Consider the following 16911-nt stretch of genomic DNA (forward strand, 5'->3'; position numbering starts at 1 on the left):
AAGGAGAATAAATGGAGGTTGTACACATTAATACTCAAATTGCGATAATGTTTGTTGCATATTCAGCATTAATGCTTTTTATCGGATTTTATTTTTATAAACAAAATAAAAATTCAGAGGATTATTTTTTAGGTGGTCGTTCTATGGGACCGGTGGTTTCAGCACTTAGTGCTGGAGCTTCTGATATGAGCGGTTGGCTTTTAATGGGTTTGCCAGGAGCTTTATATGTAAGTGGTTTAGCTGAAAGTTATATTGCAATAGGTCTTAGTATAGGAGCGTTTTTAAACTGGGCTTTTATAGCAAAAAGACTTAGAATTTATACTAGTGTGATTGCAAATTCTATTACCATACCTGATTATTTTGAGACAAGGTTTGATGATGATAAGCATATATTAAGAGTGGTTTGTGCTATTGTTATCTTGATTTTCTTTACTTTTTATGTTTCTTCAGGACTTGTAGGTGGAGCAAAACTTTTTGAAGCAACTTTTGGAATTCAATATGATTATGCTTTAACTACAGGAACTGTGATTATAGTTGCTTATACATTTTTGGGTGGATATAAGGCAGTTTGTTGGACGGATTTGATTCAGGGTTTATTAATGATGAGTGCCTTGATTATCGTGCCTATAGTGATGATTTATCATTTGGGTGGCTTTAGTGAAGCTGTTAATATAGTCAAAGAAATTAAGCCAAATACTTTTTCTATGCGAGAAGGATTAAGCTTTTTAGGTATAGTTTCAGCTCTTTCTTGGGGGCTTGGATATTTTGGTCAGCCGCATATTTTGGTGCGTTTTATGTCTATACGCTCAACTAAAGACATCCCAACTGCTACTTTTGTAGGAATTTCTTGGATGGTTATATCTTTAATTGGTGCTTGTTTGATAGGTGTTTTAGGTATAGCTTATGTGAGTAAATTTGAACTTAGTTTACAAGATCCTGAAAAGATTTTTATCGTAATGTCACAATTACTTTTTAATCCTTGGATAGCAGGTATTTTATTAAGCGCTATTTTGGCAGCTATTATGAGTACAGCAAGTTCACAATTGCTTGTTTCAAGTTCGACTATAGCAGAAGATTTTTATAAAAGAATTTTCAATAAAGAAGCGTCTAATAAAATGGTAATGACTTTAGGTAGATTTGGTGTTTTAGCAGTGGCCGTGATAGCTTTTGTTATTTCTACTGATAAAAACTCAAGCGTATTAAGCATAGTAGCTTATGCTTGGGCAGGGTTTGGAGCAAGTTTTGGTTCTGTAATGCTCTTTTCATTATTTTGGTCAAAAATGACTAGATATGCTGCTATTGCAGGTATGATTACAGGTGCAGTTGTAGTTGTAGCATATAAAAATTTCTTGGCTGAGTGGCTTAATTTTCCTATTTATGAAATCATCCCAGGATTTTTAGCTGCATCTATTGTGATTGTTTTAGTGAGCTTGGTAACTAAAGTTCGCCCAGGAACTAAAGCAGCTTATGAAACAATGTTAAAACATCTTTAAAGTTTTTTTGTGGGTAATTCTTTGTAAGAATTACCTTTAAAAACTATAGATATATTTTAATTGTGTGCTATATATTCTTTGAGTTTTTGTGCTTGTGTGAAAAATATTTTCTTTGCAATCTGAAATAGAACTTCTTATAAAAGGAATTTTAGCACCCAATTCTATACTATGATGATTGTTAAAATTTGCTCTTGTACCAAAATTAATTCCACTAATGAATCCTTTTTTCTCTATATTTGTAGAATTCACAAAATCCCAATCAGTATAACCTGCAAATAATCCACCATAAACACCCATATTTGTTTCATTTGAGGTAAAATTATATAAAGTATCTAAATTAATCGTATATTCATTCCAACCTGCTTCTTTAGCTTGAGTTACCACTCCATAGTCTATTGAACTTGATTCGTGATTAAAATAAATTCTAGCGCCAAGTTGAGGAGTGTAGAAATATTTATATCCCACAATTAGATTAAAAACAATATCTTGTGAGTTATCTTTATATTTTTCTCCGATAATGCTTGTTGTATCTTTGTTTCCTGTGCTAGAAATTCCTCCACCTATGAAAAAACCATTATTTTCTGCATTTAAAAGAGTGGCAAATAAAAGTAAAAAGAAAATACTCTTTTTTATGATTTTCATGTATTCTCCTTTATATGTTTAAAATTATAATAACATAATTGAAAAAATTATATTATTTTTTATTAATTATATGAAATATTTTTTAATTTTTACTTTATAAGTATAATTATTTTTCATTTTTGTAAAAATATATATTTACTAATTATTTTATTCTAATATATAAATTTATAAGATATAATATAATTTTTGGAAGGTTAGCTTATCTGGTGATGGCCACTGACTTCAAATCAGATGAAAGGGTAGTTGACTACTTTTTGGGGAGTTCGATTCTCTCACCTTCTCGCCAAATTTAAGTCAAAATGGAGTTTTTTATGAGTAAAGCAGATATTGTAGTTGGTATCCAATGGGGTGATGAGGGTAAAGGTAAGATAGTTGATAAACTATGTGAAAATTATGATTATGTTTGCAGGAGTGCAGGCGGACATAATGCAGGTCACACTATATGGGTTGATGGTATAAGATATGCTTTACATTTAATGCCATCAGGTGTTTTAAATAAGCAATGTATTAATGTTATAGGAAATGGAGTTGTAGTTAATCCTGATGTATTAATTAGCGAAATGGCTCAATTTGAAAATTTAGAAGGAAGATTGTTTATAAGCGATAGAGCTCATTTAAATTTAAATCACCATGCTTTGATTGATCAAGCAAGAGAAAGACTTAAAGGCGATAAAGCTATAGGAACAACAGGCAAGGGTATAGGGCCAAGCTATGAAGATAAAATAAGTCGTAATGGACATAGAGTAGGGGAGTTGCTAGAGCCTGAAAAACTTTGTGAAAATTTAATGAAAGATTTTGAACTTAAAAAAACTTATTTTGATGCTTTAGGTATTGCAATGCCTAGTTATGATGAAATTTTAAAAGATTTAAAACGCTTTAAAGAAGTTTTAGCACCATATATTACAGATACTACAAGAATGCTTTGGAAAGCTTTGGATGAGGATAAAAAAGTATTGTTAGAAGGTGCGCAAGGATCAATGCTGGATATTGATCATGGAACTTATCCTTATGTTACTAGTTCAACGACTATTTCAGCTGGAGCTTTAAGTGGTTTGGGATTAAATCCAAAAGAAATTGGAAAAGTTATAGGTATAGTAAAAGCTTATACAACAAGAGTAGGAAATGGAGCTTTTCCAAGTGAAGATTTAGGTGAAGATGGTGAAAAAATAGGGCTTATTGGTAAAGAAATCGGAGTAAGCACAGGCAGAAAAAGAAGATGCGGTTGGTTTGATGCGGTTGCGGTAAGATATACTGCAAGATTAAATGGCTTAGATATTTTATCATTAATGAAACTTGATGTATTAGATGGTTTTGAAAGTGTTAAAATTTGTAAAGCTTATGAATATAAAGGGCAAGAAATAGACTATGTGCCTTGTGATTTAGAAAATGCTAAACCTATTTATGAAGTAATGGAAGGCTGGGATAAAGTTGCAGGAATTAGGGATTATGATTTACTACCTGAAAATGCTAAAAAATACATTAAACGTTTAGAAGAATTAAGTGGTGTTAAAGTAGGTTATATCTCTACAAGTCCTGAAAGAGAAGATACTATCATTTTATGAAAAGCAAATATTCTTCTGTAATTAAGCTTAGAAAACAACAGCTTGATAAAGCAGAAGCAAATTTAACTAAAACAAGACAAAAGCTTTTGCAGTGTGAAGAAGAGCTTAAAGAAGCTTCAAAAACTTGCGAAAGCTTAACTTTAGCCGATAAGGGCTCTATAACTTTGTTAAGATCGTCTTTAAAAATGCAAGAAATTGCAAGAGAAGGCAAGCAAAGAGTTAAGCAAAAATTGGATTTAACTAAAAAAGAATTAGCACACCATCAGCACTTATATAAAAAAGCTCATTTAGAATTTGAAAAAATTAAAGTTTTAGAAAATGAAGAATTAAAAAAAATCCAAAAAGCTTTGCAAAAAGAAGAAGAAAAATTTATAGATGAACTTGCTATAACAAGGCATTTTAATAAGGATAAATAATGAAAAAAATAATATTTTTATTAATTTTTTTAAATTTTGTAAATGCACAGCAAAATTGTGAGCAGTATTTTGAAGCAAGAAAAGAACAAATGCAAGAACAAATTAGAGAATATGATGAAGCAAGACAAAGCTTGGAAGCTTATAGAGCATCTTTTGAAGCTTTACAAAAAGAAAAAATGCAAGCTTTAATGCAAAAAGAAGCTGATATTAATGCAAGTTTAGAGCAAATCAAAAGCTTAAAAGAACAAAATGAGCGTATATTAGAAGCAACTAAGCAAAATCTTCAAGTTATTAATGATAAAACTATGGGACGTATTACAGAAATCTATGCCAAGATGAAAGATGTGGCTGTGGCAGGTATATTAAGCGAAATGGAGCCTGATGAAGCTTCAAAAATTCTACTTTCGCTAGATCCTAGAAAAATTTCATCTATTATGGCAAAAATGGAGCCTAAAAAAGCTTCGGATTTAACATTACTTTTAAAAAATTTAGATCAAAATGCAAGTTCGCAGTAAGTTTTAAGCAGTTTTTACCTTTTTTTTAGTATTATTTCAATAAAAATAAAAAGGTGAATAAATGCGTATCAAACCAGCTCATATACCTTATATAGCAAATAAAATAATACTTGATTTAATGCATTCTTCTTTTGTAAAAATCAAAGATGATAGTCAAAAACTTTTAAAAATAGCAAAAGAGATTATAGAAATAGATGTTTTAAACGAGCGTAAGCTTGATGAAAAAGCAAAAGAGCTTTTGGAAAGTCAGGAAGATGAAATTGAGTTTATGCAAATAGATAGAAAAAGTATGTTTTGGATGATTAAGAAAAAATTAGCAAATGAATTTAAATTTATACTTGATAGTGAAGATAGATACAACAATCTTTCTCATAAAATTTTAGAAAATTTAGTAGAAGAGGATTTAATAAATTATAATGTATCAGAAAATCGCGTGAAAAATCTCATCTTTTCAAGTATTATGTCTTATTTAAAAGAGTATGAAAATTTAGAAGATTTGGTTTATGAAAAAATTTCAAATTATAAAAGAAAACTTATCCCAGGTTCTGAGGAATATGAATTAGTATTTGAAAAGCTGTATCAAGAAGAGCTTAGAAAAAAGGGACTTTTATGAAAGCTTATATTTATATAGAAAATGATGTTTTTTTAAGCGCAAAGGCTTTTGGAGAAGGTGGAACTTTTTTTGGAGAGCTTGTTTTTAATACCTCTTTAACGGGCTATCAAGAGATTATTTCTGATCCTTCATATGCAGGTCAGTTTGTGGTATTTTCGATGCCAGAAATTGGTATAGTTGGTGTTAATGATGAAGACAATGAAAGCAAAGAAGTTTTTGCTAGCGGTATGATTATAAGAGAATTAAATGAAGATTATTCTAATTTTAGAGCTAACAATTCTTTAAGTGCTTATTTGAAAAACCATGGCAAAATAGGACTTTGCGAAATTGATACAAGATTTTTAGTTAAAATGATTAGAGATCAAGGCAATTTAAGAGCAGTAATATCTACTGAAATTAAAGACAAAGAAGAACTTAAGAAAATGCTTCTTTCTAGTGCTAAAATCGATGAGGTAAATTATGTAGCTCAAGTTAGCACTAAAAGCTCTTATAAGCATAGTAAAGGTGCTTGGGATCATAGCAAAAAAGCTTATGAGAATGTAAAAGCAAGTGGTAAAAAAGTAGCTGTGATTGATTATGGTGTAAAAGAAAATATTTTAAATGAACTTGTAAGCGTGGGGCTTGAAGTAGAAGTTTTTCCTTATAATATCAAGGCAAAAGATTTGATTGATTTATACCAAAAAGGCGTGATTCATGGAGTATTTTTATCTAATGGGCCAGGTGAGCCAAGAATTTTAAAAGATGAAATCGCAGAGATTAAAAAATTAGCAGAAGCAAAAATTCCTATGCTAGGTATTTGTTTAGGACACCAACTTTTAAGTAATGCTTTTGGTTATGAAACTTATAAGATGAAATTTGGTCAACATGGAGCAAATCACCCAGTAATTAACCTTACAAATAACACAGTAGAAATCACAGCACAAAATCATAACTATAATGTTCCTGAAGAAATAGCAGAGGTTGCAACAATTACTCATAGAAATTTATTTGGTGACAATGTAGAGGGTGTAAGATATAAAAATTATCCTATTATATCAGTACAACACCATCCAGAAAGCTCATCAGGGCCACATGAGAGCAAGTATATTTTTAAAGAATTTTTAGAGCTTTTGTGAATTTAGATTTTATTGCTTTAGCGAGTATAGCTTTTCTTTCAAGCTTTGGACATTGCTATGGAATGTGCGGAGGCTTTGTTTTGGCTTATACTCAGCTTTCAAAGCAAATTAAACTCCCTTTTTCTCTTTTGATTTTCTCTTATCATTTATCTAGAATTTTTGCCTATGTTTGCTTAGGCGTATTTTTTGGAATTTTTGGAAATTTATTTTCTTTTAACGAATTTGCAAAAGGTGTAATGTTTTTTATTATTGGGCTTTTTATGATGATTTTAGCTTGTGCTTTAATTTTTAAAGGAAAATTTTTAGCTTTTTTTGAAAGATCTTTAATTTTTGACTGTATCATCAAAAAAAATATTCCCAAACTAATTCAAAATAAGTCTTTAAAAAATACTCTTTTTTTAGGATTTTTAAATGGTTTTGTACCTTGTGGATTGGTATATTTTTATATAGCCTTTGGTATGAGTGTGCAAAATATTTATTTGTCAGCATTAATTATGCTTGTTTTTGGACTTTCAACCTTGCCTGCATTGATATTTTTTGCTTATTTTTCTAAAACATTAAATGAAAAATTTCAAAAAATAGCTAGTTCGATTTCTTATATTTTAATCTTTTTTTATGGCGTGTATTTTTCTTATACAGGTTTTATATTCACGCGATAACATTATAATTTATTAATAAATAATAAATAATTTGACATAATTTAAGCTAAAAAAGATATTAAATATCATATAATATAAAGATTGCATAATTGCAGAAAAAAACTTAAGGAGAGGAAATGCACCCAGGAAATGCATTAAACTATGACTATACGGTTGCTAAATATTTTATGTTTGCTACCTTATTGTTTGGTGTTATTGGTATGGCTATTGGAACGCTTATTGCCTTTCAAATGGCTTATCCGGATTTAAACTATTTAGCCGGTGAGTATGGTACTTTTTCAAGACTTAGACCATTACACACTTCAGGTGTAATTTTTGGTTTTATGCTCTCAGGAATTTGGGCTACATGGTATTATATTGGTCAGCGTGTGCTAAAAGTTAGTATGGCAGAATCAAGCTTTTTAATGTTTATTGGTAAATTACATTTTTGGCTTTATATGATCACTATGATTATAGCTGTTATTACTTTGTTTGCAGGTGTTAGTACTTCAAAAGAGTATGCTGAACTTGAATGGCCACTTGATATATTGGTAGTTTTAGTTTGGGTTTTATGGGGTGTAAGTATTTTTGGACTTATTGGAATTCGCCGTGAAAAAACTTTATACGTTTCACTTTGGTATTATATAGCTACTTTCTTAGGTATAGCAATGCTTTATCTATTTAATAATATGGCTGTACCAACATATTTTGTAAGTGGAATGGGCGATTGGTGGCATAGTGTTTCTATGTATGCAGGAACAAATGATGCGTTAGTTCAATGGTGGTATGGACACAATGCTGTTGCATTTGTATTCACTGTTGGTATTATTGCTCAAATTTATTATTTCTTACCAAAAGAAAGCGGTCAACCAATTTTCTCTTATAAATTGTCTTTATTTGCATTTTGGGGCTTAATGTTTGTTTATTTATGGGCAGGTGGGCACCACTTGATTTATTCTACTGTGCCTGATTGGATGCAAACTATGGGTTCAGTTTTTTCAATTGTACTTATTTTACCTTCTTGGGGTTCAGCAATTAATATCTTACTTACTATGAAAGGTGAGTGGAGTCAATTAAGAGAAAGTCCATTAATCAAATTTATGATTTTAGCTTCAACTTTCTATATGTTCTCAACTTTAGAAGGTCCTATTCTTTCTATTAAATCAGTTAATGCATTAGCACACTTTACAGATTGGATTCCAGGGCATGTTCATGATGGTACTTTAGGTTGGGTTGGCTTTATGACTATGGCTGCACTTTATCATATGGTGCCTAGAATGTTTAAAAGAGAGCTATATAGTAAATCACTAATGGAAGCTCAATTTTGGATTCAAACCACAGGTATAGTATTGTACTTTAGTTCTATGTGGATAGCAGGTATTACTCAAGGTATGATGTGGAGAGCTACAGATGAGTATGGTAACTTACTTTATACTTTCATCGATACTGTTGAAGCTATTATTCCTTACTATTGGATTAGAGCTGTGGGCGGCTTGTTATACTTAGTAGGATTTTTCATGTTTGTTTATAATATTTACAAATCAATCGCAGTGGGTAGAGTACTTGATAAAGAACCAAAAAGTGCTTCACCTATGGCAGCATAAGGAGGAAAAATATGTTTAGTTGGTTAGAAAAAAATCCATTCTTTTTTGCTGTAGCGGTATTTATTGTGATTGCATATGCGGGTATTGTAGAAGTTTTACCTGATTTTGCTCAAAATGCAAGACCAATTGAAGGTAAAAAGCCTTATACGGTTTTACAACTTGCAGGACGTCATGCTTATATTAAAGAAAGTTGTAATGCATGTCATTCACAACTTATTCGTCCTTTTAAATCAGAAACAGATCGTTATGGTATGTATTCAGTTAGCGGTGAATATGCTTATGATAGACCATTTTTATGGGGTTCAAAAAGAACCGGACCTGATTTATTACGTATAGGTAATTTTAGAACTACAGATTGGCATGAAAATCATATGTGGGATCCAGTTTCAGTTGTTCCTGGTTCTATTATGCCAGCTTATAAACATATGTTTAGCAATAATGCAAACATAGAAACAGCTTATGCAGAAGCATTGACTGTGAAAAAAGTTTTCAATGTGCCTTACGATGTTGAAAATGGTACAAAACTTGGTACTTGGGAAGAGGCTCAAGCAGAAGTTAAAGCAGAGGCTCAAGCTATAGTAGATCAAATGAAAAATCAAGATGTTAAAGATGCGTTTGCTAGAGGCGAAATTAGAGAAATTGTAGCTTTAATCGCGTATCTTAATAGCTTAAAATAGGAAAAACCATGGATTTAGAACTAATAAGAGAGCTACAAGCTTATGGTTTTTTTGCTCTTGTAGTGTTTTTAGTGGTAGTTTTGTATTCTTATTGGTTTCATTTATATAGATCTGAAAAAACAGGTAGAAGAAACTATGAAAAATATGCTGATTTAGCATTGCATGATGAAATCAGTGATCGTGTTTTAGAGCAAAATAAAAGGAGTGCTTAATGCAATGGTTGAATTTACAAGATAATGTTAATTTATTATCTTTTATCGGAGCAATTCTTATCATACTAATTACGCTTGTTGTGGTAGGAAAATTATTTAAAAGTATGAAAGAAGAAAAAAGCCAAGGTGAGCTAAGCGAACATAGCTGGGATGGTATAGGCGAGTTTAAAAATCCTATACCACTTGGTTGGGCTGTGGTGTTTTTCTTGTCTATAGTATGGTGTATATGGTATTTCCTTTGGGGATATCCTTTAAATAGTTATTCTCAAATTGGTGAGTATAACAAAGAAGTACAAGCGCATAATGAAAAATTTGCACAGAAATTTGCAAATTTAAGTGCACAAGATAAACAAGAAATGGGTAAAAATATTTTCTTGGTTCAATGTTCTTCTTGTCATGGAATTACAGGTGATGGTATTAATGGAAAAGCACAAAATCTTAACATTTGGGGTTCAGAAGAAGGACTTATAGAAGTAATTACTAAAGGTTCTAAAGGTATGAATTATCCTATGGGTGAGATGTTAAGCGCAGCTGATAATGGCATAGATGAAGCTGATATCCCTGCAATTGCAGCTTATGTTGCCTCTGAAATTTCAGCGATTAAAAAAACTGAAAATCCTCAGCTTGTGGCAAAAGGAAAAGAGCTTTTTGTAACTTGTACAGTATGTCATGGAGAGGACGGAAAAGGAACTATTGATGGACAATTAGTAGCTCCGGATTTATCAAAATACGGTAGTGCTGAGTTTGTAGTAGATGTTTTAAATCGTGGTAAAGCAGGTAGCATAGGTGTAATGCCTCACTTTAACAATGGTTTATTAAACGAGCTTCAAAAAGAAGCAGTTAGTGAATATGCAATTTCTCTTTCAAGGGGTGAATAATGGAAAATTCAAATAGATGTGTATTTTCACTTTCAGGTGTTAGTGGAATGTTAATAGCAACTGTTTTATTATTATCGATTTTAGCTGGACTTACTGTTTGGGGTTTAAAAGCACAGCAAGATGTAATGCAAAAACCTTATAAATTAGAAAAAGCAGAGCAAATTAAAATGTTTGACTCTAAAAGAGAAGAACATATCATCATAAAGGAATGATTATGGCAAAAGTTCTTGAATACTTAATCATAGCTGGCTTAGTTGTAGCAGCAGGAATTACTGCTTGGTCGGTTTTAACTGTAAATCATCTTTTTATAGGATGAAAAATACATTTAAGGGCGGTTTTTTAACCGCCATTTTTATTTGCTTTGCTAATTTCTTGCATGCTGAAATATTATTAAATGATAACATCTTAAATACCGCAATAGAACAAAATATCACTTCAAGTTCTAAACAAATCCATGAATTAACCGGAGTTAATATAGCCTTAGCATTAAGTGATAAAAAAGACTTTGAAAGCTTAAAAAGCTATGAAGCTAATTTGAGCAAGCCATATATTTTGCTTGTGTTTTCTAAAGCTTCGCATAAGGTAGATATACTTGCAAGTGATGATGCTATGAAGTATTTTGATAAAGAAGGTGTTTTAAGTCCTTATCCTGAAAAAGGAACGATTTTACCTATACTTGCAAATCCTAAACAAAAAGATATTTATAATGCTGCTATTTTAAATGGCTATGCAGATATTGCCGATCAAGTGGCAAATCATTTTAATATAAAACCTTTTTATGGAAATTCAAATCGTGATACTTTAAATATCATGAGAATTTTAATCTATGGCTTTTTATGTGTCGCAATTTTAATGCTAGTTCAAAGAAAAATCAAAAGGAGAAGATAAATGCAAAATCAAAAAACATTTTGGCCTTATGGTATTTTGATTTCTTTAGGGCTTATTGTTATAGCTTGTATTGTTACGGTTTTTATTGCAAGCAAAGCCCCTGTGTATGAAGATAATTTTTATTTTGATTCTTATCAAAATGTTGAGTTAAATTATAATGAAATTCAAAACAGACAAAAGACTTTTGATGAAAATTTTAAGCTAAGCATTAAAGACAAAGAAAGCTTTATGCATAAGAAAAATCAAGTTTATTATATCAATGAAGGACAAAATGAGCTGAGAATTGCTATTGAAAATTTAAAAGATTATGACTTAAGTAAGCTTCAAATTCAAACTTTACTTTCACGCCCACATACAAATGTAAATGATAAGAATTTACAAGCAAAATTAGAAGGAAGTGATTTGGTATTTGATTTTAATACCAAAGAAAAAGGCGTATGGCAAATACTTTTAAAAATCACTCAAGATGAAAATAGTGTAGGATTTTTTAAATTCTTTTTACAAACTAGATAATGAAGCTTTTTGTATTTAGCTCACTAAGGGCTTTAAGAAAATATTATGAGAAAAAACTACAGATTGATAGTTTAGTAGAACCGGCTATGAGTATAGCTGAATTTATGCAAAAATTAGTTTTTTCTCCACATTTTCAAGCAACTCATTATGAGTGTTTGCTTTTGATGAAAAAGGCTTGTGAGCAAACTAAAAATTTAGAGCAAAGTTTAAAAATACCGAGTAATTTTTTTGCTTTCTTAAAAAACAATGCTTATTTATTTAGTTTCTTTAAAGAGCTTAGTTTAGAAAAAAAAGATATCAACTCATTAAAATTTCATGATGCTTATGCTCAATATGATGAGCATTTGCAAATTTTAGAAGAGCTTTTTAAAAATTATCTTACTTTATTAAAAGAGCAAAAATTATATGATGATATTTCTTTGCCACTAGATTATGAAATTAATAGCGATTTTTTAAAAAATTATGATGAGATTATTTTTGATTTTCAAGGTTTTTTAAATGCCTTTGAAGTAGAGCTTTTGTTAAAAGTTAAGGAAATACTTCCTCTTAAAGTGCAGTTTAATTGCACTAAATTTAATAAAGATTTTTTAAATACTCTTAGCTTTTTACAAGGACTTTATCTTAAGGAAAATCATGCTTATTTGTTTGATGTAAATCAAAAAACAATTTTAAAAGAAGAGTGCTTTTTAAAAGAAAGTAAAATTAGTTACAAAAGTTTTCATTTAAGATCTTTACAAGCTGCTTTTGTTTTTGAAAAAATTAATTCTTTTTTAAAATCCGGTATAAACGCAAAAGATATTGTAGTGATTACTCCTGATGAGAATTTTGTAGATATTTTAAGACTTTATGATAAAAACAATGTTTTAAACTATGCAAGTGGAGAGAGTATTAAAAACACACTTTTTTATCATAGATTAAAGTCTTTGTATGAAAGTGCTAAAGATGATGAGTTTGAGTATGAAGAAAATAAAGAATTTTATGAAAGGTGTAATTTAAACAAACATTTGTGCAATTTACACTTTTTTTCTTCTAACGTTGATTTTGCAGAGTTTAAAAAGCTTTTTGATGAAAATATTTCTTATGATTTTTTTGAGAATTTTATTTTTAATTTGCTAGAAGATAGTGATGAGGAGTTAAAAAATTATATATATCAAGAGCTTATTTTTATCAAAGAGCTTGTAAAAACACACAAGTTAAGCTTTGTGCAAATTTTAGAATTATTTTTTATGCAAATTGATAGTATAAAACTAAGCAGTGTTGGTGGTGGTGAAGTTACTGTAATGGGACTTTTAGAAAGTAGGGGGCTTAGATATGATGGGGTAATTATAGTTGATTTTAATGATGAGTTTATCCCAAAAAGAGTTTCAAGCGAGTTATTTTTAAACAATGAAATTCGCAAAAAAGCAGGACTTATCACTCATGCTCAAAGAGAAAATTTACAAAGACATTATTATTATACTTTAATAGCCAAGGCAAAATTAGTTGGAATTTCTTATGTGGAAAATGAAGAAAAAATCAAATCAAGATTTTTAAATGAACTTGAATTTCCGCTTTATGAAGATAAAACTTATAGCAATAATGCTTATGTGAAATATTTCCAAACTTATCCATGCACTTTTAATCTTGAACCTATTGTAAGTATTAAAGCAAAACATGATTATTTTCAAAGTGATCTTTCTTTTTCAAGATTTCATCTTCTTGTGTATTATGGTTTGGATTATTATTATAAGTATGTTTTAAGATTAAAAGAGCCAAAGACTTTAGATGATACACTTAGAGCAAATGAGTTGGGGAGTTTTATCCATAAGGCTTTAGAGCTTTATTATACACAAAAATCTAAAAATCATTTTGATTATGAAGTTTTTATGCAAGTGGTAAAAAACATTAAACAATACCGAGTTGATGCGCTAAATTTAGCTTTAATACAAACTATATTTAAAGAATTTCAAACACTTGAAAATGAGCATTTTAAGCAAGGTTATGTGGTGGAAAAATGCGAATTTAATCCACCAAGAAAAGAATTTATTGCAGAAAATGGAGTGAAAATTCATGCCATAGGCTTTTTAGATAGAGTAGATAATAATGGCAATGAAAGATTGATTATAGATTATAAAAGTGGCAAAGCAGATGAAAAGTCTTATCAACTTGCTTTTTATAAGTTTTTATTAGAAAGTCAAAATACCTTATTAAATACAAAAGCTTGTTTTTATGATCTAAAAAATATCAAAATCATACATGAAAATGCTAAAAGTAAGAGCGTACAAGAACTGAAAGATTTACTTAATGAGCTTGCTAAAGAACCTTTGGAAAAAGAATTTTTTAATCAAAAAAACGACAATACCTATAGTCCTTATACCATGCTTTATAAAAAGGAGTTTAAGCTTTGAGTTATCATTTTGAACCTTTTTTAGCTTTGGAAGCTAGTGCAGGAAGTGGGAAAACTTTTGCATTAAGTGTGCGTTTTGTAGCTTTGGTTTTAATGGGAGCTAAGATTAATGAAATTTTAGCCCTTACTTTTACTAATAAAGCTACAAGCGAAATGAAAGAAAGGGTTTTTAAAACCTTTTTAGAATTTGATGTGCTTGAAAATGGAGAGAATAAAGCAGAGTGTAATGAGCTTATGAAAATGCTAGGTAAAAGCAAAGATGAGCTTATAGCTTTAAGAGAAAAATACAAAGATGAGTTTTTAAGATCTAAGCTTAATATCTACACTTTTGACAGCTTTTTTTCACAAATCATTCGTTCTTTTGCTTTAAATTTAGGTCTTATGAGTGATTTTGACATTATAGAAAGTCAAGATAGTTATAAAAATTTCATTTCTAAATTAGACGAAGAAGAATTAAGAGCTTTAGCTTATTACATTGTCCAAACAAAAAGTAAAAGTGATTTTTTACAAAATCTTGAAAGCTTGTATGAAAGATCTTGTGAGATAATTTCTATACAAAATGCGCATTTTCCAAATAAAACTTTTTTAGAAAAAAGCTTAAGTGAGTTTATAACTTATGCAAGAAATTTAAGCACAGATAAAAACTATCAAAAAAATTTCGAATTTGAAAACATAGAAGATTTCTTTACTAAACCTATTATTTGTGATTTAGATAAAAAATATTTTGTAAAAGTCATCGATAGTGAATTTTTACAAAAAAGAGCAGAGTTTTTACAAAGCGCAAAAGAGTATTTTACTCAAATGGAAAATTATCGCATTAGTATGCTTGCAAAGCTTTTGAAGCATTTTAAAGAAGCAAGAAATGAAAATAATGCTAAGCAAAATGCATTGACTTTTTCAGATATAGCTTTAAAAACTCATGAGTTAATTAGTGATGAAACTAACAAAGATTTGATTTATTTTAGACTTGATGGTTATATTTCGCATTTATTAATCGATGAATTTCAAGATACTAATGTTTTGCAGTATCAAATTTTAAAACCCATCATTGCTGAGCTTGTTTCAGGCGAGGGAGTGAAAAAAAACAGAAGCTTTTTTTATGTGGGGGATAAAAAGCAAAGCATATATGGTTTTAGAGGGGGTAAAAAAGAGCTTTTTGATAAGCTTTTAAAAGATTTTCCACAAATTAAATTAGAGCATTTAGATACTAATTATCGCAGTAAAAAGATCATTGTTGATTATGTAAATGAAGTCTTTAAAGATAAATTTTTTGATAGCTTTTTAAATCCTAGCTTTACTTTGCAAAAAAGCATTAAAGAAGGTGGATATGTGGAAGTTTTGCAAAATCATATCCCACCAAAAAGTTCTTTACATGAAGCAAGTGGCAAAGAAGTTTTAAAGATCATCCAAAAGCTTTTAGAAAAAGGCGTAAAGCTCAGTGAAATTTGCATTTTGGTATGGATTAACAAAGACGCTACTTTAATGAAAGAATTTCTTGAAGAAAATGACATTAAAGCTTATACGCAAAGCAATGTAGCTTTGATAGATTGTATTAGTGTAAGAGTGCTTTTTGAGTATGCAAAGGCTTGTGTGCTTAAAGATGAGTTTAGTTTGTACTTTGCAAGTAGTATTTTAGAAAAAGAACTTGAGTTTATAACGCTTGATTTAAACCGTAGTGTAAGTGAGATTTTAAAATACTTAGTACATGTTTTAAAGCTTGATTTAAGCGATGTTAATCTCATCGCATATTTAGAGTATGCAAGTACTTTTGATAATTTTTTTGATTTTTTATTTGCTCCATGCGAGTTAAAGTCTTTACAAGCTCAAGATGATGGAGTAAGTATTATGACTGTGCATAAATCTAAGGGGCTTGAATTTGAAAATTTAATCGTACTTGATAGACTTAGTAAAAAAGCTCCAGATAATGAAACTTTAATGTTTGAGTATGATTTAGAGCAAGGTTGGGAAGTAAAATACAGGCATAGTGCTAGAAAATATCTTGAAGATCAAAATTACAATGCTTTTTTAGCTAAAAGAGAAAAACTTCAAGCAGAAGATGAGATAAATTGTCTATATGTAGCCCTTACTAGAGCTAAAAACTCTCTTTTTATTGTAAAAAACGATGAGAGTTTTAAAACCTTTAAGAGCTATTTTCAAGACTATGAAGAAAAACAAATAGGCATTATAGAAGAACAGCTTGTCAAAACAAATGAGCCTTTAGAAAATTTAGAGCAAATAGAAAGCTTTGAAGAATTTCAAAAGGTAAATTTGCAAGAAGTTAAAGTAAAAAGTCATCTTTCAAGTACGCAAATACATTTTGGTTTGGCTTTGCATGAGTTTTTGCAATATTTTGACTTTAACGCTAAAAGTAATTTTGAATTTTGCAAGCAAATGGTGTATAAAAAATATCGTTTTTACTTAGATGATGAAGGTTTTAATGAGCTTTTTAAAAGACTTACTATGCTTTTAAAAGATGAGAGCTTTAACGCGCTTTTAGTGGGTAAAAAGCTACTAAAAGAGCAAATCATCACTTATAAAGGTGAGCAAAAACAGCTTGATATGCTTGCATTTGATGATAATGAAGCTATCATTATAGACTATAAAACGGGTTTAAATTTAAACGAGCATAAAAAGCAAGTTTTGCTTTACAAAGAAGCCATAGAAAAAATCTTAGCCAAGACTTCCACTAAGGTTTTTTTGGTATATGTTTTAAAGGATAAAGTGGAGATAGCGGAGGTTTAATAATCTATTTTATTAAA

General features: G+C 29.8%; 18 protein-coding genes and 1 tRNA gene. 18 read left to right on the forward strand and 1 reads right to left on the reverse strand.

Going from position 1 to position 16911, the window contains the following annotated elements:
* Nucleotides 1-11: 11 nt before the first annotated feature.
* Nucleotides 12-1493, forward strand: coding sequence for a sodium/proline symporter PutP (putP, locus tag L8V82_RS04920; RefSeq protein ID WP_263724204.1), 1482 nt, complete (start codon nt 12-14; stop codon nt 1491-1493).
* A 36-nt stretch (nt 1494-1529) separates the two neighbouring features.
* On the opposite strand, the gene L8V82_RS04925 is transcribed toward putP, so the two are convergent.
* Nucleotides 1530-2135, reverse strand: a complete 606-nt coding sequence (locus L8V82_RS04925; RefSeq protein ID WP_263724205.1) for an outer membrane protein — start codon at nt 2133-2135, stop codon at nt 1530-1532.
* Nucleotides 2136-2323: 188 nt separating this feature from the next.
* Here L8V82_RS04925 and L8V82_RS04930 point away from each other — a divergent pair.
* The 17 genes from L8V82_RS04930 (at nt 2324) to L8V82_RS05010 (ending at nt 16894) form a co-directional block, all read left to right on the forward strand.
* Nucleotides 2324-2421 (forward strand) — tRNA-Sec (locus L8V82_RS04930).
* A 25-nt stretch (nt 2422-2446) separates the two neighbouring features.
* Nucleotides 2447-3697, forward strand: a complete 1251-nt coding sequence (locus tag L8V82_RS04935; RefSeq protein WP_263724206.1) for an adenylosuccinate synthase — start codon at nt 2447-2449, stop codon at nt 3695-3697.
* A complete protein-coding gene (locus L8V82_RS04940) occupies nt 3694-4113 on the forward strand; it encodes a flagellar FliJ family protein (protein WP_263674775.1) in 420 nt (139 codons plus the stop codon). The genes L8V82_RS04935 and L8V82_RS04940 overlap by 4 nt, the downstream gene beginning before the upstream one ends.
* Nucleotides 4113-4628 carry a MotE family protein gene (locus L8V82_RS04945; RefSeq protein ID WP_412175313.1) on the forward strand — a complete coding sequence of 172 codons (516 nt, stop codon included), beginning with the start codon at nt 4113-4115 and terminating at the stop codon, nt 4626-4628. The genes L8V82_RS04940 and L8V82_RS04945 overlap by 1 nt, the downstream gene beginning before the upstream one ends.
* Nucleotides 4629-4689: 61 nt before the next feature.
* The gene (locus L8V82_RS04950) at nt 4690-5241 is read left to right on the forward strand and encodes a DUF507 family protein (RefSeq protein WP_263724207.1); all 552 of its coding nucleotides are present in this window, start codon (nt 4690-4692) and stop codon (nt 5239-5241) included.
* Entirely contained in the window at nt 5238-6356 is a 1119-nt protein-coding gene (carA, locus tag L8V82_RS04955) for a glutamine-hydrolyzing carbamoyl-phosphate synthase small subunit (RefSeq protein ID WP_263724208.1), read from the forward strand. The genes L8V82_RS04950 and carA overlap by 4 nt, the downstream gene beginning before the upstream one ends.
* Complete coding sequence (locus L8V82_RS04960; RefSeq protein WP_263724209.1) at nt 6353-7015, forward strand: sulfite exporter TauE/SafE family protein; 663 nt, start codon at nt 6353-6355, stop codon at nt 7013-7015. The genes carA and L8V82_RS04960 overlap by 4 nt, the downstream gene beginning before the upstream one ends.
* A 116-nt stretch (nt 7016-7131) precedes the next feature.
* Nucleotides 7132-8598, forward strand: coding sequence for a cytochrome-c oxidase, cbb3-type subunit I (gene ccoN / locus L8V82_RS04965; protein WP_263674776.1), 1467 nt, complete (start codon nt 7132-7134; stop codon nt 8596-8598).
* Nucleotides 8599-8609: 11 nt separating this feature from the next.
* Complete coding sequence (gene ccoO, locus L8V82_RS04970; protein WP_087700416.1) at nt 8610-9275, forward strand: cytochrome-c oxidase, cbb3-type subunit II; 666 nt, start codon at nt 8610-8612, stop codon at nt 9273-9275.
* 8 nt (nt 9276-9283) lie between these two features.
* Nucleotides 9284-9487 (forward strand): cytochrome c oxidase, cbb3-type, CcoQ subunit, encoded by a 204-nt coding sequence (locus L8V82_RS04975; protein ID WP_039617636.1) that lies wholly within the window; start codon nt 9284-9286, stop codon nt 9485-9487.
* Nucleotides 9487-10365, forward strand: a complete 879-nt coding sequence (gene ccoP, locus L8V82_RS04980) for a cytochrome-c oxidase, cbb3-type subunit III (protein WP_263674777.1) — start codon at nt 9487-9489, stop codon at nt 10363-10365. Before L8V82_RS04975 ends, ccoP begins: the two co-directional genes overlap by 1 nt.
* On the forward strand, nt 10365-10577 hold the full coding sequence (locus L8V82_RS04985; RefSeq protein WP_263674778.1) for a DUF4006 family protein: 213 nt from the start codon (nt 10365-10367) through the stop codon (nt 10575-10577). The genes ccoP and L8V82_RS04985 overlap by 1 nt, the downstream gene beginning before the upstream one ends.
* Nucleotides 10578-10579: 2 nt before the next feature.
* Nucleotides 10580-10681 carry a hypothetical protein gene (locus tag L8V82_RS04990; RefSeq protein ID WP_087685197.1) on the forward strand — a complete coding sequence of 34 codons (102 nt, stop codon included), beginning with the start codon at nt 10580-10582 and terminating at the stop codon, nt 10679-10681.
* Between the two features lie 56 nt (nt 10682-10737).
* Nucleotides 10738-11253, forward strand: coding sequence for a hypothetical protein (locus L8V82_RS04995; protein WP_263724210.1), 516 nt, complete (start codon nt 10738-10740; stop codon nt 11251-11253).
* Nucleotides 11254-11766, forward strand: coding sequence for a FixH family protein (locus tag L8V82_RS05000; RefSeq protein WP_263724211.1), 513 nt, complete (start codon nt 11254-11256; stop codon nt 11764-11766). It abuts the gene before it with no gap.
* Nucleotides 11766-14153, forward strand: a complete 2388-nt coding sequence (locus L8V82_RS05005) for a PD-(D/E)XK nuclease family protein (protein WP_263724212.1) — start codon at nt 11766-11768, stop codon at nt 14151-14153. The genes L8V82_RS05000 and L8V82_RS05005 overlap by 1 nt, the downstream gene beginning before the upstream one ends.
* Nucleotides 14150-16894: a RecB-like helicase gene (locus tag L8V82_RS05010; protein ID WP_263724213.1), complete on the forward strand. Its 2745-nt coding sequence runs from the start codon at nt 14150-14152 to the stop codon at nt 16892-16894. Before L8V82_RS05005 ends, L8V82_RS05010 begins: the two co-directional genes overlap by 4 nt.
* The last annotated feature ends 17 nt before the right edge of the window (nt 16895-16911 follow it).

Source organism: Campylobacter sp. IFREMER_LSEM_CL2151, from assembly GCF_025771725.1.
GTDB lineage: Bacteria > Campylobacterota > Campylobacteria > Campylobacterales > Campylobacteraceae > Campylobacter_D > Campylobacter_D lari_C.